The sequence below is a fragment of the Sphingorhabdus sp. genome, from assembly GCF_023910635.1.
Classification (GTDB): domain Bacteria; phylum Pseudomonadota; class Alphaproteobacteria; order Sphingomonadales; family Sphingomonadaceae; genus Sphingorhabdus_B.
This window is the reverse complement of the sequence record NZ_JAAVVZ010000002.1, coordinates 237,017-262,365: the sequence shown is the minus strand read 5'-3', so window position 1 is coordinate 262,365 and position 25,349 is coordinate 237,017. Positions and strand designations below refer to the sequence as shown.

Below are 25,349 nucleotides of genomic sequence, written 5' to 3'. Positions count from 1 at the left end.
GGGAGGATGCAAATGGCCGCACCCGCTCCTCCTTATACCACATTGGCGGATATTAAGGCATGGCTGGCGACGCTTTCGGTCGGAACCAGTGTTTCGGTGGGGGCGACTTTATTTTCTGATCTTGGGATTCAGGGCATTTTCACCGTCATTCCCGATGCCAACCCAGTTGCATTGCACATTACAGCGGTGGACTCAGCGGCGGCGACGCTGTCGGGAACAACATCGCTGCTGGGCGATGCCGGCACCGCAACCTTCACCTTTACCGAGCCGGACGCGATATTACTGACCAGTTTCGCCTTTTCGCCAACAGGTCTCTCCTGGACCTTATTGTCAGACTTTAATGCCAGTTTTGAAGTCGGTTCAGCGGTTTTTGCAACCGATCCCGATACTGATGTAGTCGGCCTGTCGATCAGCGCCGATCTGGTGGTTGGCACGGCCCCGGATGTGATGTCGCTGCCGATTACCCTCGCGGTCCCGTCAGTGGCCGGTGAGTGGATGTTACAAGCAGGCATCAGCACCCCGGTCCCCAAGCTGAATAAAACTGCGATCGCGTCGCTCGCGGGAGGCAACGATGTGATGTCGATATTGCCGCAAACCGCTTCGCTGCCCGGCAATTTTTCGTTTGACAATTTCACGCTTGATGATTTTGAGATGGCGTTTAACCCGGTTGTGGCCTCGCCCAGCTGCTCGTTGATCCGTGTTGGCCTTGGCTACAAAGCTAATTGGTCGTTTTTCGATGGCCATTTCACCGTTGAAAACCTGGGCTTCCAGTTTGATGCCATCCAGCCCTTTAGTAAGAATTCGGGTTTCGAAGCGACTGTTTATGCCGAAATGCAGATCGGCAGTGGTGGCCCGACCATTGATGTCGGCATGCAGTTTCCGGAATATACCGTCTTTGCAATCCTTGACCCATCAACACCGCTAAATCTGACCGCGGCGCTGGAATTTTTCAACGCCGATTTGCCGTCAAGATTTCCGGATATTCAAATCGATACGCTGAGCTTTATGTTTTACCCCAGCCAGGGTTCAGTGTTTTTCGATATCGGGATCACGAAGCCAATTCAGATTATTGGCAGCATTGCGCTCGACAATTTTGGTTTTGAAATGATGGTCACCTATACGGGCGGCACCTTCACAGCGGAAGGCACGCTGTCCGCGGCCTTTTCGCTGAACCAGACGTCATTGTCGCTGGTTGGCAGCTATACATCATCGGGCCTTGCCCTTGCCGGACTGATCCAGAATGTACCGCTGCGTCAGATTATCACCGATATTGCGGCAAGATTTGGTATCCAAGCATCGGACATACCGGCGCCGATCCGGGATTTGACGCTGGCGTTTGTTCGTGTCGATTTGAACACCGGGGTAACCGACAGCTTTACATTTGCTTTTGATGCCACAACCACCGTCGCCGGCGTCAATGTGGATTTCTATCCGACAATCACGATGACGCACAGCGACAAAGGCTGGTCGGTCGACTTCGGCGGCACGCTGCGCCTGGTAACAAGGTCGGGCGAAATCATCGATTTCGGCTTGACCTTTGCTGAGGACGCCGCATCTAAGCAGTTCAGCGCCAGCTATTCGGATTCAGGCAACGGGCTGACATTTGAAGATATCGCCGGCGTTTTTGGCCTGTCGCTGACCGATGTACCGCCTGATCTTGATCTTGATCTGACCAAAGCCAGTTTCACTTATGATAGCGCAACCGGGCTGCTAGCCTTTGCCTTGACCTCTAAAAACTATGGCGAGGCGGTGTTTATTTCGGTCAGCAATGGATCGGCGCGCACGCAGGTTTTTATCCTGGATGCCAATCAAAGCTTCAGTCTTTCTAACCTGCCGCTCATCGGCCATGATCTGGCGGCAATTGAAGATATCCAGCTTCAGAATCTGACCGCAATTATCGCCTCGGCAACAATCGACGCATCCCAGGCGGCTTCGATCAATGCTGCGATTGCAAAGCTTGGTTCTGGCTATCCGCAATTGCCGACGACCGGCGTCGCCAGCACCCTGCTGCTATCAGCGCAACTGGCGATGGACGGTCAGCTGCTCCCCTTGGTTGTGCCGTTGGGTGACGGATCGGGTGGCGCTACATCTGCGGACCGCGCGGTTATGATCGCCGATAATAATGCGCTGGCGGCCACCGTTGGATTTGGCAATGATGGCGGCACCGTCTGGTTTGCCATCCAAAAAAGTTTCGGTCCGGTATCGCTGCAAAGGATAGGTGCGCTTTATCAACCGGCTACGCAGACGCTGTGGTTTGAAATCGATGCGTCCGTTGCATTTGGGCCGATGACGTTGACCATGGAGGGGCTGGGCATTGGCTCACCGCTGACCTCTTTTGATCCGCAATTTTCGCTGGCCGGTTTTGGCCTGCAATATCAGGCACCACCGCTGACCATTGGCGGTGCCTTTGCCAGCCTTGCGCCGCCGGGTGCGCAATATGTTGAATTTGAAGGCGGTGTGACTGTCGCTACCGGTGATTTTTCGCTCGAAGCATTTGGCTATTATGGCAACCGGCCGGGGTTCCCCTCGCTGTTCCTCTATGGCGATATCGGCTATCCGCTGGGCGGCCCGCCGGCTTTCTTCGTCACCGGGCTGTCGCTTGGTTTGGGCTATAATTCTGATTTACGCCTGCCGTCGATCGACGAAATACCCAATTTCCCCTTTGTTCAAGTGCTGCCGGGGTCAACATCAGCCAATCCGGGACTTTTCGGCAATAATCCCACGCCGCTGACGGTGCTGGATACCATCTTGCAAACCACCCCGCCTTGGGTGTCGTCTGAGGCTGGGCAGATATGGCTGTCCGCCGGGATCACCTTCACCACTTATGAACTGCTCAATTCGCAAGCGATGGTCGTTGTTGAATTTGGCGGTGCTGACGGGTTGGAGATCGCGTTGCTCGGTACATCGCGCGCGCAGTTTCCGCAAACCGGCGACATTCGCTATGCTTATGTAGAACTTGACCTTGATGTTCGCTTCATGCCGGCCCAAGGGGTGTTTTCGCTGGAAGCAGCGCTGGCACGCAGTTCCTTTCTGCTGGATCCTGCCTGCCTGTTGACCGGTGGCTTTGCCTTCTATGTCTGGTATGATACCAGCCCGTATGAGGGCGATTTTGTGCTCAGCCTGGGCGGTTATAATTCGGGCTTTGTCCCGCCGGATTATTATCCATCGGTACCAGCGGTTAGTTTTAACTGGTCGCTGGATTCCTCGATCAGCGTCGTGGGCAGTGCCTATCTGGCGCTGACGCCATCGGTGCTGATGATCGGTGGCAGGTTGAATGCAACCTATCAGACCGGCAATTTAAAGGCCTGGTTCGATGCCCATGCCGATGTCACCATCCGCTGGAAACCATTTTGGATAGATGCTGGCGTTGGCATCACTGTGGGTGCCTCTTATAAGCTTGATCTGCTGTTTACGTCAGTAACGTTCTCGGTCGAGCTGGGCTGCGATCTTGAGTTATGGGGTCCGCCTACAGGTGGCTGCGTGTCCGTTGACTGGTATATTATCAGCTTTACCATCTACTTTGGCAGCAGCAAATCCAGCGGCCAGTCGATCAACGGCTGGAGCGATGTGGAGGCAATGTTGCCCAACGCAGCAGCCAATGGCGGCCAGGTCAACATCGTCAAGCTGGCGCCGGTTGCTGGGCTTGCCAACAGCACGACGGCACCATCGGCGGGTGCAGGTGCTGCCTCAGCGATGCTCAGCGGCGCGGCATCGGCACCTTGGAAAGTGCGCGCCTCCCGTTTTGCCTTTTCAACGAGCGCGGCAACACCCATTAGCCAAGCGACAGTGGGCGGCGCACACAGCTTTACAGGCGGCAGCTTCAACGTTCATCCGCTGACCAATGCCGACAACCCTGCGGCTTGGACCGGGGTAACTGCGTCGCACAGCGTCACCATAGAAGATGATGCCAGTAATGATTATTCAGCGTCTTTCCAGGTCACAGTGCAACGGTCCAACATGCCCGCCTCGCTTTGGGGATCGCCGCCAGAGGGGCAAAATGGTCCACTAGTGCCCAGCGCCGATGAACAGCTAGTTCAAGGACAGATTTCGGGACTTTCAATTACCGTCAATCCGCCACAGCTGGGCGGCTCGGCTGGCCCGATCGACGTTCGCGTTAACCTGTCAACTGTCGATTTGGAGTTACCGGAAGCAATCCTTCCGGTGAGCAATCTCGCGGTCCCACAGGGGCCGAGCGCTACCGTCAACAACAATTGTGTGGGCATCATCGCCGACCCGGCGTCGGGGATCGCAGCACCGACCACCCAAAGCGCCCGTCTGGCCGTTTTTAACGCGCTGCAGACGCTTAGCTATGCGCCGCAGACCAGCAACAGCGATATGTCAGCTTTTGCTGGTGCGATCAGCTGTGCTCTGGCGTCTGTACCCCTGCTTGTCGCTGCCTCTGGATAGATTATGACAAAAGCCACTTTCTTGCGTGCCCCCGCCACAGCACCGACGCAGCCGCTTGGCGCGCTGCAGATTTTCGACGGCTATTTCCCGGCACTTCCTGCGAAAAACTACACGCTGACACTCAACCATGCGGTCAATCCGCCCGCCGGGGAAACCGCCGGCAGCTATGGCGTGACGCAGGCGATCGAGGTGGTGGCACCACAATTTTCGATCGACACAAATATTGTCCAATCGGTCTTTCCGCCGGCTGGCGGTGCCGACCTATATGACGAAACATTGCCTTTCATTGTGCTTGCCGAGCCGGCGCTGCCCTGGGAGCGTGATCTTGATCCTTCTAGCCCTGGCGAAGCCGATCCGGCGAAGCCAACACCGTGGATGGCGCTGCTGATTTTCGCCGAAGGTGAACTTACTCTACAGCCTAGCACCAGCAGTCCGATCCAGACGATGACCGTAGCTCAATTGCTCACGGCTGATCCCAATTTTCTGAAACCACCGCTAGCTGTCACCGATCCTGACATATTGGCGTCGCAGTGCCAGACAATCATCGTGTCAGGTGCGGCATTTCGGGCGACGACCCCGACTGCTGACGAACTGGCCCTGACGGCCCATTGCCGCGGCGTGAATGCGCTGGACGAGCGGGTTGGGCTGGCCTCTGTACTGTTATGCAATCGCTTGGCGATCGCCAACAGCAGCGGCACCACCCGCTATTATGCGCATCTTGTGTCGCTGGAGGGTTTTGCGCCCTATCTCGGCCCGAACGGTCAGGCTTTGCCGGAGAAGCCAAGCGGTGGCGTGGTTGATGTTCAGTTGGTGTCGCTTTACAACTGGTCGTTTTCCTCGCTCCCGGCAACGGCGATCAGTTTCAAATCGTTGCTTGCCGGCCTGATTACCAGCGAACAGGCAACGGCCAGTCTGGCGCTACCGATACCGTCCAGCGCGTCGCCACCAGCTGCGGTCGCCGGACGGTTGAACGATGGCTATGCCCCGATCACCTTTGTTGCTGGTTCGGGCGATCAAAGCTTTGCCTGGTATCGCGGGCCGCTTTCACCGGTTGTCCCGCAACCCTTGCCCGAAGTTGGCGATCCGGCAACGCCCGTGGCACTGGCAAAAAATGCCGATGAATTGCTGATCTACGATCAAGGGGCGGGTCTGTTCGACCTCAGCTATTCGTCGGCATGGAACATTGGTCGCGCGTTGGCGCTTGCCGATGCGAGCTTTGCTCAAGACATTAATGCCACGCGGCTCGCGGCCAATTGTGCTGTCACCACAATCGCGCAAAAGGCCGCGTTGACACATATGGCCGGTATCACTGAGCCGCGGCAGCTTTTGGCGCGTGATGCGGCAAAGCGGGCCTTTACTGGCCATGTCGCAGGCGGTCTTGGGCAGCGCTGGACCGATGCTTTGAACGCGGCGCGTAGCAATGATCATCCGCTGGCGACGCCGATGAACCAGCACCGCCGAACGCGCGTAAGGCGACGGGTACCGCGCGCTGTGGCCGGTCATGTCATGCTCACCACCGCTAGTGCAGGCGAAGCACTGAGCCAAAATCTGGCGGAAAAGACGCAATCGGCCGCGCAATGGCTGGCGGCATTGCGCCGGCTGCAACCGCTTCCTTTTTCCTATCTGGTGCCCCATCCAGCGATGCTGCCGACCGAATCGATCCGGTTTTTTTATGTGGATCAGCAGTGGCTCGACGCGCTGACCGCGGGCGCAACCAGCATCGCTGTGCACCATGCCGGGGACAGTGCCGTCCGACGGGCGATGGTGCCTTCGCTGTCTGCTGCAATCCGCAACGCCGAGCGCACGATGCAGGCGCGGCCGCATCCATTGACGGCCATGGCCCCCCCACAGCCGACAGTGGCGATGACCGGGGTGCTCATCCGGTCGCAATTGGTTGATGATTGGCCCGACCTTGTCGTGTCCGCAACGCTTGACGGTGCACCGGTGGCGATGATCCGCGATGATCGGTTGGCACCAAGCGTTCGGCTCTGTTTATTTCAGGGCATTCCTGATGCGGTGACGCTGGCCGAACCTTATCAGGGCCTGCGTTTTGGTGTCGAAGACAGCAATCAAATCTATGCCCGCGCAGTCACGTCGCTAGCCAATGTCGGTGCTCAGCTGCTGGATGTAGCGCCTGTGACCGCACCGCTGCGCGCGGCAACCGGCCTGTCGTCGCCTCCCAGCGTGCTTGATCTCACCTCGCTTGCGCCAGCATTGGCAACGGCCTGCGGAGTTTTGGAATTTGATGCTGGTGCTGTGGTGAATTGGAACCAGACGGCGCTGCCGACCACTTTTGTTGGCCCGCATCAACTGACTGCGACGATTGATGCCAGCAGCCTGGGCAGTGTCGGTACTGCAGCCATTGTCGTCAAGAACAGTGGTGGCATACCCTCTCAACCAGCCAATTTTACAATCAACCCGTCCTTTGCGACCACCGGGCTGGAACCGCTTGCTGTGCTTGCCGGCAGCAGCGATTTTATGCTGCTTGTCGAAGGCGAAGGCTTTGCTTCTGGTGCGGTGGTGAGCTGGAACGGCACAGCGCTGCCGACCAAATTCGTCGCTGTCACGCAGCTTCAGGCCAGTGTAACCGCGACACAGATTGCTGACCCGGGTTCTGCTGCGATCACCGTTGTGCTTGATGGCGCAACAACCAATGCTGTGTCCTTGCCGATCCTGGCATCTGATCCGATACTTAAGACGGTTACGCCCAATATTGCGGTTGCAGGGGCTGTGGGCTTCACGCTTTATCTTTCCGGCGCTCAGTTTGATGGCTCTGCTGTTGCCCAATGGAATGGTTCGCCGCTTGCCACCAGCTTTGTGGATGACCAATCGCTGACTGCAACGGTACCGGCTTCTGTGATTGCCAATGCGGGTGCCGTAAGCATCGCGGTGCAGAGCGGCGGTGCAACGTCCAATGTGCTGCCCTTTACGGTGGCGGCCAGCAAGCCAACAATTGGTTTTGCCCGCCCGGCGGTTGCCATGCAGAATGGAAGCGGTTTTACGCTGGTTGTTGACGGGGTAAATTTCGCCACCACAGCGGTTGTCCAATGGAACGGCAATCCACTTTCAACGACAGTCGATGATTCAGGTCAGTTAACCGCAACCGTGCCTGCTGGATTGCTCACCACTGCAGGTGATGCTGCAGTGACTGTACTTTCTGGCGGAACCGAATCCAATAGTGTGACTGTCTCCGTATTGACGCCGCAACCGGTTATCGGATTGCTCGATCCTGTGATCGCGCCAGTCGGCAGCGGCTCAATCAAGCTTACCGTTTATGGCGGGTTTGGACCAGGCGGCTTAGCCATCCAGTTGGTCAAAGCCCCCGAATCCCAAACATTCCTGCCCAGCTGACGAGGCATTTTATGACTGACCAGGGCCCCTTAATCGTTCCTATCACTGTCGAGGCGGTTGTGGTCAATGATCATCTTCGCGAAGGCGGCAACGTTTTTGTCCGCTCGCAAATGCAATATGGCCAGCTCAAATTGGGGCTTAATGGCCAAGCTGGGGCGGCTAGCAACGATACCAATTTTACCAGTTCAGGCTATGTCGGCTCTGTTTTGGCATCCGACTATTATAATGGCGTCTATCTGAAATGGCGTTTGCCGCGCGCGTTGACGACAGGGACGCAGGACGCGCAAAATTCGGTGACAAACTATCCGCTGGTGCCCAATCGCTGGCTGGTTGTACGCTATAGCGGCCCGAAAACCGCACGTATCTCCACCGCCTGGATTATAGAAAGTGATTATATCTGGCCAAGCGGTCCCAGCGATCCTGCGTCCGCATCTACGGTCGGATCACTATATATGGTTGCGGCAGGCGGGAGTGGCAAAGCTGAATCCACTTATATTGGCCGCAATATCTTGCTAGGGTCATGGAGTGAAAGCGGTCAGTCGCTGGGCCTGACCGCGATGGGCCCGGGCAATCCTGCCTTTTCCGCCTATCAACCGCATAATAATAACGTCTTCTCGTTCATCGATCCGCTGAACGGCGAAGCCGACGGCACAATGAGCTATCAGGTGATCGGCTGGTTTTCTTCCGGGAAAGACGATCCGCTTGCTGGACTGACGGCTGCCAATTTTTTGGATGCCATCGCCGCGCTCGGCTGGACGTTACCTGATGGCACCGTAGCTGATGCGTTCGCCAGCTGGTCGCTGTATACTGGCAGCGTCACAGGTGTCGCCTGGCAATCAGGCGCGCTGCCGCCGGGTGGAGCGCCCAACCAGACACCTGTGTCAATCGCGGTCGGCAACAGTTCCATAGAAGCTCTGACAGCCTTGGTCACAGCACAGTCGCAGGGAACAGACGTTCAGCCCGAACTGCTCGAAGCATTCCAGCTCGACATGCTGGACGTCATGGATGAGCCCGATGGCGCGGCACGGCTGGCCGACAAACTGAAATCCAGCTTCTACCAGCGCTTTAATGGTGGGTTTAGCTGGGATATCGTCGATGCCCCTGGTGCCGACCCGGTTGCGCCTGCTGAACTGGCCAAAGAAGAAAAATGGCTGGCTGTGCTGGTCCAGAACCAGCAAAAGCTGGATGATGATTTGCGCACATTGGCCGCGCTGCAAGCGCAGCTTTACGTCATGTGGTGGAAATTTCTGCGCTGGCCACAGGCTATTGGGCCGACATGCGCGGTGCCGGGGCTGGAAGATGATACCAAGCTGAGTGCAGCGCTGCAGCCTGCTGATCCCACCTCGCTTGCCGGGAAAGTCGCAGCTCAGCTTGCCATCGTGAACGCAGACTTGCAGACAGTTCCCCAAGGCGACACGCCTGATGCGCTTAACTCCGCAATCATGGCCCATGCACGGGCTCAGGCGTTGCCGGCCACACGCATCCTTAAACGCATCGCCAAAACGCCGTTTCGTCTGCCTAATAATCCGGTGGTGCTGATTGCCGGTGCCGGGTCGTCGGGCATTGTCAAAAACCCGTTCAGCCTGCTCTGCCGCTTTCCCACGCAATTGCTGACCGGGATCAGCTATGCTGGTACAACGATCAGCGCGGCCACGCCGCATCTGACCATTCCACAGCCTGATGTGTCACAGGCATCAGGTGCTCCCTGGACGGCGCCCTTAATCGCGTCGCTGGTTGATGAGTTTTTCCTGACCGATCCCTATAATGCAGCGATCATTGCGCAGGCGCTCAGCAGTTCGGATCAAGAGGGCATTGCAACCGCGATGGGCGATCCGGGTGTAGCAGTGCCCGTCAATTGCTACCCTGTTGCCAGCGTCAATCGCTGGACGCAAAATCCCTGGCACCCGCTGTTGCTGATCTGGGAGGCAAACTATTATCCGGTCAGCATGGGTACAGCGGCGACACCCAATTGGGTCTATGAAGACGGGCAATATCATTGGAGCAGCGGCACCGGCGTCGAAGACGTGCAAACCATCGGCGGGCTGATTCAGCTGACACCAGCAGCGACGTTCAACATGGGCGCGCGGCTTAATGCGTTTCTGACCAGCAACCCCAATTTACCGCAAGATGAACTTGACGCGCTGAACGCGCTACTCAGTCAGGTTCAAAATGCTGATGCATGGGATCTGCTTTCCCAAACGCTTGATGGTTTTAACAATCAGCTGCAGCTTGGCATGTCGGGTGTGTTTCTGGGGCCGACAGCGACCACGGTTGTTACCACACCTTCCTTGCCCGACCTACTTGGCGGCATCGGCAGCTATCCGCCCGACCTTGGCAATATCCCCGAAACGACACCCTTTCCGACCAGCGCCTTTCAGTCATGGCGTGCAGGCCAATTTTCCTTTTCCACTCTGGTCGTGATCGACGAATGGGGGCAGGCGCTGTGGCCGATCACGCAACAATCCCAAGCGACCGAACAGGTTTTTCTGCCCGACGATCTTGCGCCGGTTTTGACATCAACGCCCGCTACATTGACCGTTACAAAGGCCAGCACTGGGACAACAACCGACATGGAGCCGCAGGCAGTAGGTGCTACCGCCTCGATCACCGCGCTGTCGCCCGATTTGATCGAGGCGGGAACAGCGTCAACCGCATTGTTACCCATGGCTGTTACCGGAAATGGTTTTACAGCGGATTCGGTGGTGTTTTGGAACACTGTCGCGCTAGCCACCGACTTTGTCAGTGCCACGTCGCTGATCGCCGATCTGCCTGCGGCATTGCTCGCCGTTCCCGGACAGGCGGAGATTAGCGTCGCCAGCGGCGGATCGACATCGGCTACCATGCCGTTCATCGTCTCAGCCGGAGCCGCTATTGGATCGATTAGCCCGGCTAGCGTGCAACAAGGCGCAGCTACCTTTACCTTAACCGTGAACGGCGTTGGTTTCTCGCCCTTTTCCGGGTTACAGATGGGCCCACCCAATTCAGCGGCAACGCCGCTTGCCACTCAATTTGTTAGCGCAACGCAATTAACAGCGACAGTGCCTGCGGCTCTGGTTGCCACCGCCGGCGCGTTTGAAGTGGTGGAAAGTCAGGGCAGTAAAGTACTGCCGACCGCCTCGGAAACATTGATCCAACTGCCGCCTGTGTTGTTACAACCGGCGCGGCTGGACTTTGATATGGTGTCGGCCAATGATGATCAGTTGATTTTCGGCCCGGCCAATCCGGATGCCGACCCCATTTGCGGCTGGGTTCTGCCCAATCATCTTGATAGCGCGCTTTCGGTCTATGATGCTGATGGCGCGGCATTGGGCGAAATGGCGGTGGGCGTGCCGATCAGCGGTGCGGCGACCATTTGTTGGCGCAATGCGCCCAATAGCGCCTATTCCTCTCTTGCTGACATTGCGACAAACCTGCCGCATTTCGGGCCGTTCCTGCTGGCGCTGAGCCAAAGGACCTTGGCGCAATTTGCCGATTTTCTGCAGAGTATCGATGAAACCTTGTGGTTAACCGTGCCGATGGGTGCAAACTTTGACAACAGCCTTGCTGCGCTCTTCGGTCGCCCGCTGGCCATGGTGCGGGCGCGGCTGGATCTGATGCTTGACGGCCCCGTTCTGCCCGATCCCAGCTGGCAATTTACGTTTGCCCCTGCGCCCTCGCCGCTGCCTGATTATGAATTTGCAGTTGAGCTTGGCGACATTGCGCGCGTTGATGACGGACTGATCGGCTATTTCGCCGACGATAATTATAATCAGTTCAATATCGTCGAACAATCGGGTGCAGCCGCTGACGGCTACCTGAACCCGATCCGTGGAACAGCGCGCAATTATTTGTTCCTGCAACCCACAGGCGCGGCAAGCTATATCTCGATGCTGGTTGATCCGCGCGCTGCTGTGCATGCGACCAGTGCGATTCTGCCGACGGTCAGCGTCACTCCGCCACTCCATTTCGTCGATGCAGCGCTGGCTGCGATGAATATCTGCTTTGGCATCGACGGTGTGATGACAGATCAAATCATCAGTGCGGAAGGCGATGTAACGCTGATGCTGCCAACGCCTAAGCTGAAAGTCGGCAACTGGACCTGGCTGGAAAATGAATCGAGCGGTTGGACGTCTTATCCGACTGCAAAGATCGACAATCGGGCGCGGCTGTCGAACGTCGCCCCGGTGCTTCGCCGGGGCATGCTGCAACTGTCTTCGGGCATTTCCAGTGCCGCCGCACATACAGAAAAGCAATGAAAACCAGGAGAATTTATGACCTATATTCCCAACAGCTGGATATCCTTTGACGCTGGCACAGACACACAATTGACATATGCGGTCTATACCGATCCGATGCCACTGACCGTAAGCCTGCCGAATGAAAATGCAACCATGGGCCGGATGCAAATCGTTATCACCAACTCGACCAGTGCTACGGTCGATCTTGCTTCGGTTTCTTTAAGCATCCTGGTCGGTTCGGGTGCCGCGTTGATGCAATCGACCGGCAATGTAGAAACGCAAGTATCAGACACCACCAACTGGTCCTTCACCAACACATCAGGCACAATCAAAAGTGGGACTGCTTTATTCGTGTTGGCACCTGAAACCGGCGATTCTGTCGCTTTGGCGGCAGGTGCCTCGATCACGCTTGAAATCTACGATTTCCCCACGGTAACAACGCCTGCCTCCAGCACGGTGCAAATCAAAGAGATGGTCAGCGGCAGCGCGCCCCGTTTTGGTTCTTTCACCATCACCACCTTTCCCTATGGCTTTTTCTTCGACAGCCTGACCGCGACGGTGCAGCAGGGCAGTGCCTTTAATGCGGTGTCGCAGGTACCACATGGTACGACTGTGGCGCTGGTATGGAATTCGTCGGTTGTCGATACCACCGCTGTCACCATTTATTACAGCGACCCGAGTCAGGGCCAGCAACAGGTCACACCGGCAGAGATTGGAAAATGGTCCGGTGTGCCTTTGACTGCCGATACGGTGTTTACCGTTGTAGTTACAGCGGCGTTTTGCGGAGGGCGGCCAATCACCGCCTCGCTCTCCACCGCGGTTTCCGTCCAAAATCCCGATCTTGTCGCGTCCAGCCTTGCCGTATCGGGCGTCGCGACTGTGGGCGGTACACTTACAGTAACAGAGGCATCTGCCCTGCAGAGCGCAACGCTCTCTGGAGCGCTTTCAGTTGCTGGCAACACCAATTTATCAACTGCCGCAGTCAGCGGGAATCTAAACGTCACGGGAAGCTCAACATTAGGGACGGCGAAAGTCAACGGGGCCCTCTATGCCAATGGCGGAGCCATTATCACAGGCACGACGCTCAATGGCGGCCCGGTTGCTGCCTTGGCTTCAGCGCAGGCGATTGGTGCGGGCACGCATCAAGCTAATACCGATGGGTTTGTTGTCGGCTATGTCGGTTCACCCGGCTTCGCAGGTCAGTGGGGACTTGCGGTGGCGTCTACCATCATAACCAACAGCTCGGGAGCGGTGGCCCGCGCAACTGGGGGCAATGCTGGCGCATTCTATTCCAACTGGCAGCAGACTACGTTCACAAATGCGCAATCAGCGATGCTACCGATCAGAAATGGCGAGAGCTATTCGGTCTCGATAAGTCAACTTCCAGCCAACGAATGCAACCCGGATTGTTCCTTCTGGTTCATTCCGCTGGGAGCAGGTTCGCCCGGCGCAGCAACGATCCAGCTTTCCGATGAAATCACAGTCAATCCTGAAGCACATCAAGTTGTTGCGTCAACGCCGGTCGAACGCAACACCCACGCAGCCGATGACGTGGTCGAGATCATGGGCGAGATTATGGGCAAATCGATTCCGGTAGCCGAGAAAGAAAAACTCGTCGCCGCACTCAACGCAATGGTCGGCATGAACTTTGGACACAATCTAAAGCCCGAAACGTGATGTGATACCAACCTGCGTTGAGTCTGACTCAATTTAGATATTCCCAAAGCGCCAAAGGTATAAATCTATGTCTTCTTTTAGGATGGCGAAACGACTTTGACGAAGTGGCATTGAGGCAGCTGGCGCGCACAACGAAGAGCGCGAACCAGAGTGAAGTCACCGCCCTGATTGTTTTGCGATCTCGGCGAGGGTGCGGCCTGACCGTGTTGTAATAGTGCTGTCATTCGGCCAGCTCAGCATGTGCGTGAGCCAGCAACGTGAACAGCGTCTCGTTTGGCTTTCGTCGCGCAGTTTGCCATTGAAGCTCTCGACAAACGCATTCTGGGTCAGGTTGCCAGGGGACATATAATGCGATTCCACGCGGCGCTCCTTCGACCAGCGCTTACAATCAATAAGTTCGATAATATATCTTATGTTAAATAATAGACTTGGCCCGTTCATTTGGCAAGGAGGCCTTAGTGCATTATTTAGACACAAATATACAACTCCACCATACTGGGTTATTCAAGCAGAACTGGCAGTCCCAGACCAACAAAACCTATGAAGTACGACAAAATTGGCTGTTTCCCGCCTGTCCACTTTTGGCACCCTAATTGGCCGAAGCAGACATTGCATCAGAAAAGTTGATATGGCAGCTTCGTTGGACTGTGCCGACAGTCTGGTGTTACAAGGAAAGCGGCCAATACGGACGTTCATTCATCGCAGGGCTAATTCCGCTAACGAGACATTTGCGACATTGGAACGAGCAGGAGTTTTGCTCCAAATCCGACATTGGTCGCTGTTGTGGTGTCAGTTATTGACCGGCTGGATTCGCATTGGGGCGCTTGTTAGCTGGGTATTTGGGCAGGGAACAAACCAAACCTGTCATTTTCGCCTCCACCGGTGAAAGTGATGATATTCATTTCCTCCCGTAACGATAACGGAGGGTCCGCGTTCTCCAAGACGACGATTTGAGCCTGATCTTTCAGGCTAATCAGATGCTGATAGAAAGCTTCGTGAAGCGAAGTAGCCTTCAAAGCAGCTTCATCATCAGCCAGCTCACCGTGTTTAGGATTTTTGAGAGGTTCCCGATAAGTTAGCAGCGGGGTATCGAGCACCACAAAGCCAGGATGAGGGAGGTCCTTCTCTTGACACAGCAGTAGCGCAGCCACTTTTGAAGCCGCGTGAAGGATAGCCCTGACGCCCTTTCCATTCGCTGCGCGTGGTTTGCCGTTCAAGCGAATGTCTTGTGTTTCATCGTTAAATGAAACTGTCGGACTATTAGGGAACTGCCAAGCGGACAGCACTTCTTGAACCTTGGCAGCCAAAGCGTGTCCGGTCGGCCCGTCGATACCCACAGATAGTTTGTCATCACCACGGCCTCTCGGGATCGAAGCGGATAACTGCGAAAAGCGGACCTGCAATTTGTCCCTTTGCCTGAATAGTTCAAGCGTTATTCTTAAAGAGTCTCTGACATCACCGCGCTCTTCGTATAATTTACGTGATGCTGCTTCGTCCGGTCGCGCTTGAGATAGGGAATTTTCCGCTTCGTCGATTTTGGCCAATATCCGTAGGATTTCTTGTTCGTTGATGTCAAGCTCAGCGCGCACAGATGCAAGGGTGTAGCGCAAATCGTCCCGCTCACTCTGTATTTTGGCAATCTCCCGCAAAGTTGCGTTTCGGACTTCTGCGATTTGGCTTGAGTCGTAAGTCATCGTATGCGCTTCAGCCGACGCCCCGCATAATGGGCAGGCTCTGCCTGCGCGAACCGCAAAAAGGCCCCCTCCTTCTTCAAGTCCCTGAAGTCGTTCTATGTCAGAGCCGTAGACTCGTTCAAGCTCCTCGAAACGAGCGATTGTGACTAAACCTTCTCGTCGCTTCGACTTGGCCAAATTAAGCTCATCGAGGCCAGTCCTGCGTGCTACTGTCAGCTGGTCAATGCGGTCCTGCCTAGCAATCAGATCGGTTTGAAGAGATTGCAAAGACATTTCGATCCTCGAAAGTTGATCGTGCAGTTGCTGGCGATCTGGACCGCCTTCCCCCAGCTCCTTATCGATATTCGCGATCATCTCCTCGACAAGCGCGAGCTGGCCGGCTTGCTGTGCCTTCCTAATTTTTGGCGGCAAAACGGGAACAACTGAGCTGTCGTCTGCTCCGGTTAGTAGCAGACGAAGAGCGTTCTTTTCCAGTGTTGCCGAATCTCGTTGCCCAGAGAGAAAAGGGCTCCCCTCTGATATAATATTTCCTTCATCAACAAATAGGAATGGCGCAAGTGTCCTAATCGTAAAAGTGGCCTTTTCGCCATTTTCATTTCTGACAAGAATTTTTCCATCCAGACCGATAGGATGGAGTAAGTAAGTTGAGATGTTTTCGGGATGTCCAGCGTGGTATTTCGGAGCCAATTCCACGACAGTTTCGCGTTCGCCTGCCGGTGCTTCTAACCCTTCGAACACGTTGAAGCCGCCCCCAGCAAGCGATCGATAGAGCGTCACGTCAATCCCGCCGGGTAGAGTGAGCCCCAGCCATATGCCCTCATAGCCCTCACGTTGCTCAATTTCCGGCAGCAGCGACGATCCACCGAACATGTAGTTCAGCGCTTTGATAGTGAATGACTTGCCAGTGTTGGACGCACCGAAAATGACATTAGGGCCATCGATGAGTTGGATTTCGGCAGTCGGCACTGTGGGACCACTGAAGGCCAATCGACGGAGAATAATACGCTTACTCGTCATTGCATCGCTGCTTCCTGCTGAAACTCTGCCGTCCAACGGCCGACACGATCTGCGAACACGTCTTCAATTTCATCTGACTTTAGTTCACGAAAATTGCTTGCAACCCATTCCGCACATTCCCTTAACCTTTGGTTGTAAGATGAGCTTAGCATATCGACTAGCGCTGGAGACTCTTCGCCGGGCAAATAGGTTACGCCCTGTTCGTCAAAACAGGCTTCGACGAGATGAAGCTGTTGGAGCAGGTTGAGCGCCTCTTCAATTAGCTTCCTTCGGACCAGTAGTTCACCAACGCTAGAATCCAAATCCGGATGGAGGCTTGGCGGTCCGCCAAAGTCGTTAGTATGCACCACCGCATGATCGAACCAAGTCAATTCGCTCAATCGACACGGTCGGGGATACATGGCTTCGAGCACAATCAATGTGCGCAAGCTGGTTTCCACTGGGGAATTGAAAAGCGGAGCAGACTTGGGCCGCGACGTGGGTGTTAGTCCGTCCACGGAAGGATTCCATCGTTGGCCAAATGATGACAGGTTCCTTGTTTAACTGGAACGCGCGCGTAAGGGCCAAGTACACCGGACACTTGGATCACAGCCGCTTGCGACATCACCGCATCGACTTTGGCTAGTGAGTCAGCGTGGGCGCCTTGGTGGATATCCAAAACTCCATAGTAGACGTCGGTTTCAAAGGCTTCGACGACGCCACGAGGTGTGTTATCTCGATAATAGCGCTTGAAATAAGACGCTTCGAAGAAGCGTGTGCGCTGAACGCTTAACTGTTTTCCATGCTTTTCACAATCGAGCGCTGCTTGTCGACTTGCATAAACCGTTCCGGATCGCGCACCGTAAGCTTTGGCCAGTTGATCAAAATAGCCGAACTCCTCACCTGCAACGCTCTCGGGAACCACCCCGCTGGGTGCAGGGCCGGGATCAGCCCCAAACCACTCAACGAGCACAGCCTTCATTGCTGGGTCAGCAACGAGCTTCCGGCTATCGATCGCATCTACTGATGTGAAATCGAATGCGCTGATAACCTTACGCAATTTGTCAGTTAGCTCATGAGTCTCATTTTGCACCAAATATTGCGCACAACTTTCATCCCATTCGTCAATCATTGCAGCTGCTAATTTTGATGGTTGTGAAATGAGCTCTTTCGCTTTGCGGTTCAAGCCGCGTGGTGCGACAAAATAAAATCTCTCTGGGAGTTGAAAATGACCGCAAGAACTATGAAAGATAATTTTTGCTAGTTCTCGCAGTAGCGCCGGTTTTGTGAGCTGGGTTTTCAATTGCTTGCATTGGAAATTATGCCAAGGGCCATCCAATCTTTGACTTGTGATGTAACCAACAACATCTCGGCCCATATCTCTGGCACCAGAAAATCGTTCTGTTCCATCATATTCTGCGGTTTTTCGGGTTTGCCAAGCATCTACCAGCCGTTCAAGATCATCGTCATCTAGCGCGTGAATCTGATTGGCATAGTTCGGCGGCATTGATTACTTAATCCCCTTAACAAGCTGAATCGGCTAGCTCTTACCAGTCTCGGTACCGATTTACAGCAAAAAGGCAGCTTTTTTGAAAGCACTCACGTAAATCGTGTGACCCACTTTGACTTGCCCTCCTTAGGGTGAAGTTCGGGATTCGCGATAAGGGCGGGCCTCGCCGCAACAAAACGAACTTCAGCCTTCGGCCAGAACCAGTGGCCGAGGGGCGATGAACCAATGGCGGGTTAAAGGGACCGAGGTTGCGCAGTCGAATGTCCGTAATGTTTGCGGAAGATGTCGACAAGCTTAAAGCCAAAACCTGAATTATCCCCTCCATCTGGATCGTAACAAGGTCGGCACTATATTCCATGTCGACGATGCGGGATAATCTGCACCGCTGTTCTAATGAGGCGATACTTTTGTCCAAAATCGTAAATGGGTCGAGCCTGCAACCATTGTCAGGTGGCAGCCCCAAACAGATTGTGCTGCTACTACACGGATTTGGTTCCAGCGGTGCCGACTTAATTGCGCTGGCGCCGCATTGGCAACGCGCACTGCCGGATGCTCTTTTTCTGGCACCTAATGCGCCGCAGCGATTGAGCTATCTGTCGTCTGGATATCAGTGGTGGCCATTGTCGGCCTTTACACCGCAGGCCTTGGCAACAGGTGCGGCAAGCGCAGCACCAGCGATAGAAGCATTTATCGAGCGAAAACTCCATCAATACGAACTGACCGAAGCAAACCTCGCCATCGTCGGGTTCAGCCAGGGAACGATGATGGCCCTTCATGTTGGACTACGTAGGCCACGCCAGGTCGCCGCGATCATCGGCTACTCCGGGATGCTGACCGGCGGGCACGAGCTTGCGCACTTGCCGATCACCAAACCGCCCGTGCTTCTAGTCCACGGTTCGGCGGATCCGATCGTACCCGTTACCGCGCTCCATGCGGCTAAAACGGAACTCGAACATCTCGGCATTAATGTGACAACTCACATATCATCAGGGGTCGGGCACAGCGTCGATCCCGTCGGCTTGCGTATGGGCGGGGAATTTGTGGCCAACGCCCTGACCGAATAACGCCAGATTTGCGCAGTTTTACGAATTCTGTGAGCTTTGATGAACGAATGGAACGTATCGTTTGCCGATATCCAGAGGAGTAATGTCTGCAAAGTTAGCGCTTGCAGCCGTTTAGGTGATGCGTCCGCCGCTCCGAAAACTCCTTATCTAGGTTTTCTGTTTCGTGGCACATCAGACCCCCAACAGCAGTAGGTTTAGTTGATCTGAAACTGCCAGTTCTGCTTAAATGGCTCGCTGTCGTATATATGTGTCCCAATAAAGCACTGAGGCCAAACCCGACTCCTGCTCCTTCAATATCCTAATAATCTGCTCTTCATTAGAGCTTCGTGCATTTAATCTGCAACATAGCCGTCGTGCTTGAGATAGTTCCAGCATTCCTCTGGGGTGTAAAGGTCGCAGATTGATCCAACGGCCTTCCACAGGTCATCGATGGTGCGGGCCTTTGCTTTGCGCAGATGCGCCTTGAGTTTGGCGAACGCCATCTCGATTGGGTTCAGGTCTGGACTGTAGGGCGGCAGAAAGAGGAACCACGCCCCGCGCTCTTTGAGGATGGCTTTGGCCTTCTCGCTTTTGTGGCTCGATAGGTTGTCGAGGATGACCATGTCACCGCGCTGGAGCGTCGGCGCCAACTGGGTTTCCACATAGGTTTCAAAGATTTTTCGGTTCATGGGACGGTCAATGACCCACGGAGCGGTGAGGCCGTCATGGCGCAAGGCCGCGATGAAGGTCTGTGTTCCCCAGTGACCGAACGGGGCCTTCATCTTCAGCCGCTGTCCCCGGCGGGCACGCCCCCGCAGCCGTGTCATCTTGGTTGTGGTCCCGGTTTCGTCAATAAAGACCAGCCTTTCCGGGCGCCTCTTCATCCAAGGCTGACGGTGTGTCTGCCATACGCGCCGGGCACGAACAATGTCAGCGCGATCGGTTTCGCTCGCCAGCAGAGTTTTTTTTGACGGTAAATCCGTGCGCAAGCAGCAACCGGGACAGGGAAGCTGGATGCGCCTTCACCCCGTGCTCCTTAAACAACCGGTCCGCCAGCTCCGGCATCGTAACGTCGCCTTCGGCATCGACCCAGCTGATCAGAACATCCGCATGCGCCGACAGCGGCCCCCTGCCCGGCGGACGACCTTGCCTCTCCGGCGTGATCGATCCCGTCCGCGCCTTGCGTTGCGCCAACCGAACCGCAGTGGCAGCACTCACCCCAAATCGGCGAGCTGCTGCCCGGCATGAATGACCGCTCTCAATCTCTCCAACGATCCGAACCCGTAAATCCGACGAACTGCTTTTGCCCATGATCCACCTCCATGAGCAGTGAATCACAGTTCTCAATCAAAGGGAATCCCAAGAATTACATGATTCACATTTTCAGTGCGCCGCTCTAGCCACCCCGAAGCCGTCACCCTGAACTTGGTTCAGGGTCTATTTTGCCGCAAAATGCAGGGCGTGCTGCACAATGGACCCTGAACCAAGTTCAGGGTGACGATCTGATGTATTGTGACAGCCGTAGAGTTGTGGCGACGGCAATGCGATCAATGCCGACGGTGCCCCTAGAACAACCGCATTGAAGGTGACGTTAAACTATGGGGCATAGTACTAACTAACCGCACCCGCTAATTTGGTATCTTCGCCTGTAACTTCTTCCGCAACTGCCCAAGATTCGAAGCCAGCTTTTGCCCGTCCGATTTCAACTGGGCCAGTTTCTTTTCCGCGTCGGCCTTTTCAAAAACGGCCGTCGTTTCCTCTGCCTGTCTCGCGCGGATTGAAAGGCTTCGTATGACCAGCACCCAAGCGCCATTTCGCGTTGCCGTAACCTGCGCCACGCCGTGACACAATAAGGTCCGAAACGCCTCGTGCTGACGGTAATTCTCGATAGCTTTATGCGCCGCCTCACCCGCTTCAGCAAACGGGCCATCGGGGCCAGTGGCAGCCGATAGATCCTCAAACCGTTGGCCAATCAAATGCCGTAGCTTGATTTTCGCACCCTCTGGTTTGACGCCATCTAGCAGCAATAGGGTTTCGGTCACGGCCTTTTCTGCAGCAGCAATATGGTGCATGCACTCCCCGCGCCAAGCGTTGACCTCGGAGTAGAGCTTATCCCAGCATGTTTCTGTTTCATTGTTGGCCACCGTCGGATGGGTGTAATTCGAAAATATTAAGATAATCTTTCCTTAACCACCTCCTTTTATTCTCCCTAAATGGCCCGCGACTCATTCCTTAAAACCGCTGCACCCTTAGTCGTCCTGACCTTCTTGGCGGTGTATAATTTCCCGGCGATCCCGCGGGGTGCGGGTGGGGATTGGCCTTTAGTTACCCCAACACCGTCACCCTGAACTTGGTTCAAGGTCTATTTTGCCGCAAAATGCAGGGCGTGCTGCACAATGGACCCTGAAACAAGTTCAGGGTGACGTAATGGACTGAAGCTTGGGTCTTTGCAACTTGCCCGCCATCGGCATCTCCCCCGCGCTTACTAAGTTGAAATGCGAGATTTGATCGGCTACATCATAATTAATTGCACTCGCTAGGCCTCTGTTCATCAGGATATGCACACTAAGCGGGTCTTTTAATCCCACGCCTTAGCTTGGACGCGCACTGACCTTCAACACCCTCCTCACCCTCCCCAACGCGCTTGGCCTGTTTGCGCTGGTCAACCTGTGGACGTTCATATTGTTCGGCCTCGACAAGATCCGCGCTGAGGCGGGAACGTGGCGGGTGTCCGAGGGGACGTTGCTGACTTGGGCGTTTTTGGGGGGGACCATCGGCGCCTATGCCGGCCGCGCTATATTCCGGCACAAGACGCGCAAGCAGCCCTTTTCCAGCCACCTCCACCAGACCGCGATATTGCACGCCGTTGCCGCGGCGCTGGCGGGGGGCTGGATGCTGGCGGGCGCGTTATGACGTTATGACTGGCCCCTTCGGCTTCTGCGCCGCGCCCGATGGCGTATCCGGTGCATCAGGCGGCCCAAGCAACTCTGCCTCTGCCGCCGCCTCTGCCGCCGCCTCTGCCGCTGCAAGCTCCGCCGCTTCCTGCGCCGCGCGTTCCCGCCGCGCTTGCTGCACCTCCTCCGGCTGCGCCCAATAAGGCAGCTCTGCGCCGGTGTGGGTCCAATGCGATTCGCCTTCCTGAAACGGCACGAACTCCGTCATTATGGTCGGCGGGTAAAGTTCGCCGTGATAGGGGTTGCCATCTTTACAGGCCGGGACATAATTTTCTGCCGGATCATCAACCAAAATAGCCACGGCTTCATGGTCGTCGGCATTGATCATCTCTTTATCGGCGCGGTAACGTTCGGCGCATGCCTCCAGCGCGGCGGTGATTGCCGCCTGTGCCTCTGCATCTAGTTCGATCCCTTCGAAATTTTCGAGCGCTTTCGCGGCTTCATGGGGTTCGGCAGCTTTGCCATTGCCGGTGATCACGGTCCGCACGGTTGTGGTGCTTGCCTCTGCCGCCGATATGCTGCCTGATCCCTCTCCGTTGGTTGCCCCCGCTTGCGCACGGCTGCTGAAATAGTTGATGGTGGTGCGCTTGCCATTTTCATCCTGCCCATAATGGCGCAGGCAGAACATCAACAGGCGGTCATTGCGTTTGCGGCGATAGCCCATCAACTTTCCCTGTGTAAAAACGGGGATCATTTCGCCCTCAATCGCGCGTTCAAAGGCGATGTCCTTCAATTTTTGCACCCCGAAATCGAGCGCGGCATTCCATGCGGCGCGAAACTCCTCCGCGCCTTTTTGACGGCGTAGATAATAGACACCTTCTAACGACATGTTGACGATGGCGGTGGCGCGCGACACGCAACCCGTGTCGGCCAACGCCTCGATAAAGCCGCGTTGGCGCTCGGGTGTCCAGCCGTCATGCCGATATCGCAACGGCACAGGCGCAAAATCTGGAAGTGGCGGACGGTTTTCGCGGGAAACGGGAACTTTATTACGCATATTTTACTCCATTGGATAAAATGGAGATTGTTATGAGCCAAATGGGTTATTGTAGGAAAGTGCTTTTTGCGCAGGTCGCGGCATATCAACGCTGTAGTCGCCCACATTATACCCCCTTCCCCGCCCGCGCGTTTCGTGCGACATCTTCCGCATGATCCTTCAGCTTGCCGTTTCGACCATCACGGTACTGCTCACGGTGGTTATCCATGGTGGCGGGCTCGCCATACTTGGGCGGATGTTACGCGGCGAGGTGCATGCCGAGCGCGCGCATCATGTGCCGGGCGTTTCGTTGCGGACGATGGGCTTTACGCTGGCGTTGGTGCTGGCGCTGTTTGTGCTGCATGGCATTGAAATTTGGCTCTACGCCTTTTTATACGAAGGCATAGGGGCGGTGGCGAATCTCGAAACGGCGGTGTATTTTTCAACGATAAGCTATGCCGGTATCGGCTTTGACGACCGTTACATTGTGCCCGAATGGCGGCTTGTCGCGGCGATTGAGGGGATTGAGGGCCTGCTGTTGCTCGGTTGGTCAACGGCGTTTTTTGTAACGATTGTCGCCCGTCTGGGGCGGCGATAGGCGCAGGTCAGCACCAGCTTCGCCTACCGCCTTCATAATAACGGGCGAGCCCTTCGTCGACCAACACATCGCCCAGGCTTTCCCCGTCACGCGTCAGGATGCGCAATTTGCGGCCATAGCGATCTTCGTCACGGTCAATGCTTTGCAGTGTGAAGGGGCCAGCATTCACAAGTTCGTGTAGCCGCCGTGTTGCTGCGGCGCCGCGTTCCGCCTCCGCTGCGCAACGCGGTTGATGGGTTTCAGGCGTATCAATATCGGCGATGCGGATTTTGCTGCCGCGATACCAAATCGTATCGCCATCCACGACGCAGTTTGTACCCCCACCGCTTTTGCATATGCCAAATGCGGCGGTTTCGGTATCGGTGACGCTTGCGGCAAAGGCAGCGACGCCGCCAACCGGGGCTGGGCCAGATAGCGTCCAGACGCCCCAAAAAACGGCGGCAGACAGCATCGCGGTAAGCGGAAGAAATCGGTTCATAACTGCACTGGACCTTTGCGTATGACAGCAGGGCACACACGCCGGGTATTTACGCATTGCTTCGTAAACACCGCAGACGTTCGGACACTGCCGCCGGATGATACCATCTTTTACATGTTAGGCTCAACAACTGGTTAAAGTCGCGGTCTGTTATGTCGGATTCGGTGCAATCAGGGTCGCGGTCAGATTTAAGCGGTCCTGACCCTAATGTGGGGTTTTTGATCCAGCGCAAGGCGGAACGGCCGCCCGCGCGTTACCCCTATGCCTAGGGTCAGGACCTATTAAATCCACCTTCGCGGTTTGAGGCCATTTTGTTCAGTGCCAGGCGGTAAGCGCAGGACTTAGTGGTTCTAAGTCCAAGCTTGCCAACGCGGCAATGGACAAAATGGGTCAAATCCGAAGGACGCCAAAATGGCTTCGATATCTTTGCCATTTTGACGCCGCGAAGGTGGATTTAATAGGTCCTGACCCTAACATCAACGAAGAAAGGATAAAGCATGTCGCATACCCCACATGAGCTTCACGAAGAATTCCCTGACGCTGCGCAGAAAATCCATGATCTGAAACGGAATGACCCGCATTTTGCGACGCTGGCCGAGCGTTACCATGTGTTGAACCGTGAAATACACCGTATCGACAGCGGCATTGAACCGGCATCTGACGACCGGACCGAGGCCTTGAAGAAGGAGCGGCTGTCGCTGCTTGATGGGGTGTTTCAAAGACTGAACGACGGGCAAGCCACAGCGTTGTGAGTCGCACAAAAACCGCCGGGGTTGCCCCCGGCGGTTCTGACCCTAGCCAGATGGCGGTGCCGAAGGATTAGAAACGGACGCCAAGGCCGATAACGGCCTGATGACGGTCAACGTCGATTTCACGGTCGAAATCATCCTGGCCAATGTCGAGATTTTTGTAGTTAGAATACCGATATTCCGCCTTGATGAAGCCGCTTGGGCCGAGCAGGTTGAACTTCTGTTCAATCCCGGCACCAATACGGTAGCCGTCGGCTGTCACACCATTGTTGAAAATCGTGCCCGCGCCATTGTCAAAACGGCCCTCGAACTTTGCATTGGTGTAACCACCCTTGGCATAGATCATCGTTGAAGGCGAAACGGCGAAACCAAGACGCGCGCCGACATACAGGTCGCGGTCAGTGTTTAAACGGAACGAGTCGCCCGTGGTCACCAAGTCATTCGCCGCGCCGTTAACGTCGGAATCGGCAAATTCACCTTCGATACCGGCAATCACGCCGCCCAGTTGAAAATCGTACCCAGCGGCCACGCCATACATGAGATCACCGTCGCCATCGGCCACATCGTCATAACCGACGAGCGCTTCGATATGTGGCCCTGTGAACGGCGCGTCTTCCTGCGCAAAGGCTGGGGTTGCAAGTGCAGTGGAGAGGAAGGCTGCACCAATTAAAAGTTTACGCATTTTCAGTGTCCATTTTC

16 protein-coding genes and 1 pseudogene are annotated in these 25,349 nt (G+C 55.6%); 8 read left to right on the top strand and 9 right to left on the bottom strand.

The genetic code is table 11. The features are described from left to right. Nucleotides 1–12 precede the first annotated feature (12 nt). From HEQ34_RS01615 to HEQ34_RS01600, 4 genes are read left to right on the top strand one after another with little or no spacing between them, the layout of a single operon-like run. Nucleotides 13–4,407 (top strand): DUF6603 domain-containing protein, encoded by a 4,395-nt coding sequence (locus tag HEQ34_RS01615; RefSeq protein WP_296196468.1) that lies wholly within the window; start codon nt 13–15, stop codon nt 4,405–4,407. 3 nt (nt 4,408–4,410) lie between these two features. After that, a complete protein-coding gene (locus tag HEQ34_RS01610; protein ID WP_296196465.1) occupies nt 4,411–7,758 on the top strand; it encodes an IPT/TIG domain-containing protein in 3,348 nt (1,115 codons plus the stop codon). Nucleotides 7,759–7,769: 11 nt separating this feature from the next. After that, entirely contained in the window at nt 7,770–11,993 is a 4,224-nt protein-coding gene (locus HEQ34_RS01605; RefSeq protein WP_296196463.1) for a hypothetical protein, read from the top strand. Nucleotides 11,994–12,008: 15 nt separating this feature from the next. Next, complete coding sequence (locus tag HEQ34_RS01600) at nt 12,009–13,652, top strand: hypothetical protein (protein WP_296196459.1); 1,644 nt, start codon at nt 12,009–12,011, stop codon at nt 13,650–13,652. Nucleotides 13,653–13,893: 241 nt separating this feature from the next. Here the strand turns inward: HEQ34_RS01600 and HEQ34_RS01595 are convergent. From HEQ34_RS01595 to HEQ34_RS01580, 4 genes and pseudogenes are all read right to left on the bottom strand, one after another. Then, nucleotides 13,894–14,033, bottom strand: a pseudogene (locus HEQ34_RS01595) (integrase core domain-containing protein); the annotation flags it as partial. A gap of 446 nt (nt 14,034–14,479) precedes the next feature. After that, nucleotides 14,480–16,363: a hypothetical protein gene (locus HEQ34_RS01590; RefSeq protein ID WP_296196456.1), complete on the bottom strand. Its 1,884-nt coding sequence runs from the start codon at nt 16,361–16,363 to the stop codon at nt 14,480–14,482. Then, nucleotides 16,360–16,860 carry an ABC-three component system middle component 2 gene (locus HEQ34_RS01585; protein ID WP_366934832.1) on the bottom strand — a complete coding sequence of 167 codons (501 nt, stop codon included), beginning with the start codon at nt 16,858–16,860 and terminating at the stop codon, nt 16,360–16,362. The genes HEQ34_RS01590 and HEQ34_RS01585 overlap by 4 nt, the downstream gene beginning before the upstream one ends. After that, entirely contained in the window at nt 16,848–17,849 is a 1,002-nt protein-coding gene (locus HEQ34_RS01580; RefSeq protein ID WP_296196452.1) for an ABC-three component system protein, read from the bottom strand. The genes HEQ34_RS01585 and HEQ34_RS01580 overlap by 13 nt, the downstream gene beginning before the upstream one ends. A 410-nt stretch (nt 17,850–18,259) precedes the next feature. Here HEQ34_RS01580 and HEQ34_RS01575 point away from each other — a divergent pair, with 410 nt between their 5' ends. Further along, the gene (locus HEQ34_RS01575) at nt 18,260–18,916 is read left to right on the top strand and encodes a dienelactone hydrolase family protein (protein ID WP_296196449.1); all 657 of its coding nucleotides are present in this window, start codon (nt 18,260–18,262) and stop codon (nt 18,914–18,916) included. Between the two features lie 332 nt (nt 18,917–19,248). On the opposite strand, the gene HEQ34_RS01570 is transcribed toward HEQ34_RS01575, so the two are convergent. Both HEQ34_RS01570 and HEQ34_RS01565 read right to left on the bottom strand, forming a co-directional pair. After that, nucleotides 19,249–20,206, bottom strand: a protein-coding gene (locus HEQ34_RS01570) for an IS630 family transposase (protein ID WP_296196447.1) whose coding sequence is annotated in 2 segments (ribosomal slippage) — nt 19,249–19,882 and nt 19,881–20,206 — 960 coding nt in all. Because the reading frame shifts where the segments join, the coding sequence is not laid out codon by codon here. Between the two features lie 317 nt (nt 20,207–20,523). Then, nucleotides 20,524–20,967 carry a hypothetical protein gene (locus tag HEQ34_RS01565; protein ID WP_296196445.1) on the bottom strand — a complete coding sequence of 148 codons (444 nt, stop codon included), beginning with the start codon at nt 20,965–20,967 and terminating at the stop codon, nt 20,524–20,526. A 535-nt stretch (nt 20,968–21,502) separates the two neighbouring features. Here HEQ34_RS01565 and HEQ34_RS01560 point away from each other — a divergent pair. Then, nucleotides 21,503–21,808, top strand: coding sequence for a DUF1294 domain-containing protein (locus tag HEQ34_RS01560; RefSeq protein WP_366934833.1), 306 nt, complete (start codon nt 21,503–21,505; stop codon nt 21,806–21,808). On the opposite strand, the gene HEQ34_RS01555 is transcribed toward HEQ34_RS01560, so the two are convergent. Beyond that, nucleotides 21,803–22,846: a hypothetical protein gene (locus HEQ34_RS01555; RefSeq protein ID WP_296196442.1), complete on the bottom strand. Its 1,044-nt coding sequence runs from the start codon at nt 22,844–22,846 to the stop codon at nt 21,803–21,805. The two genes, HEQ34_RS01560 and HEQ34_RS01555, sit on opposite strands and share 6 nt — an antisense overlap. A gap of 151 nt (nt 22,847–22,997) precedes the next feature. On the opposite strand from HEQ34_RS01555, the gene HEQ34_RS01550 reads away from it, so the two are divergent. Beyond that, nucleotides 22,998–23,423, top strand: coding sequence for an ion channel (locus HEQ34_RS01550; protein ID WP_296196439.1), 426 nt, complete (start codon nt 22,998–23,000; stop codon nt 23,421–23,423). A 7-nt stretch (nt 23,424–23,430) separates the two neighbouring features. Here HEQ34_RS01550 and HEQ34_RS01545 read toward each other — a convergent pair whose 3' ends face one another. Beyond that, on the bottom strand, nt 23,431–23,901 hold the full coding sequence (locus HEQ34_RS01545) for a thermonuclease family protein (protein WP_296196436.1): 471 nt from the start codon (nt 23,899–23,901) through the stop codon (nt 23,431–23,433). Between the two features lie 497 nt (nt 23,902–24,398). Between HEQ34_RS01545 and HEQ34_RS01540 the strand changes: the two genes are divergently transcribed. Further along, complete coding sequence (locus tag HEQ34_RS01540) at nt 24,399–24,653, top strand: DUF465 domain-containing protein (protein ID WP_296196433.1); 255 nt, start codon at nt 24,399–24,401, stop codon at nt 24,651–24,653. Nucleotides 24,654–24,720: 67 nt separating this feature from the next. On the opposite strand, the gene HEQ34_RS01535 is transcribed toward HEQ34_RS01540, so the two are convergent. Then, nucleotides 24,721–25,332, bottom strand: a complete 612-nt coding sequence (locus HEQ34_RS01535; protein WP_296196432.1) for an outer membrane beta-barrel protein — start codon at nt 25,330–25,332, stop codon at nt 24,721–24,723. Nucleotides 25,333–25,349 lie beyond the last annotated feature (17 nt).

Coding starts and splice junctions, on each gene's coding strand:
- HEQ34_RS01615 (WP_296196468.1), top strand. CDS start 13: ATGGCCGCACCCGCTCCTCCTTATACCACATTGGCGGATATTAAGGCA.
- HEQ34_RS01610 (WP_296196465.1), top strand. CDS start 4,411: ATGACAAAAGCCACTTTCTTGCGTGCCCCCGCCACAGCACCGACGCAG.
- HEQ34_RS01605 (WP_296196463.1), top strand. CDS start 7,770: ATGACTGACCAGGGCCCCTTAATCGTTCCTATCACTGTCGAGGCGGTT.
- HEQ34_RS01600 (WP_296196459.1), top strand. CDS start 12,009: ATGACCTATATTCCCAACAGCTGGATATCCTTTGACGCTGGCACAGAC.
- HEQ34_RS01590 (WP_296196456.1), bottom strand. CDS start 16,363: ATGACGAGTAAGCGTATTATTCTCCGTCGATTGGCCTTCAGTGGTCCC.
- HEQ34_RS01580 (WP_296196452.1), bottom strand. CDS start 17,849: ATGCCGCCGAACTATGCCAATCAGATTCACGCGCTAGATGACGATGAT.
- HEQ34_RS01565 (WP_296196445.1), bottom strand. CDS start 20,967: ATGCACCATATTGCTGCTGCAGAAAAGGCCGTGACCGAAACCCTATTG.
- HEQ34_RS01555 (WP_296196442.1), bottom strand. CDS start 22,846: ATGCGTAATAAAGTTCCCGTTTCCCGCGAAAACCGTCCGCCACTTCCA.
- HEQ34_RS01550 (WP_296196439.1), top strand. CDS start 22,998: ATGATCCTTCAGCTTGCCGTTTCGACCATCACGGTACTGCTCACGGTG.
- HEQ34_RS01545 (WP_296196436.1), bottom strand. CDS start 23,901: ATGAACCGATTTCTTCCGCTTACCGCGATGCTGTCTGCCGCCGTTTTT.
- HEQ34_RS01540 (WP_296196433.1), top strand. CDS start 24,399: ATGTCGCATACCCCACATGAGCTTCACGAAGAATTCCCTGACGCTGCG.
- HEQ34_RS01535 (WP_296196432.1), bottom strand. CDS start 25,332: ATGCGTAAACTTTTAATTGGTGCAGCCTTCCTCTCCACTGCACTTGCA.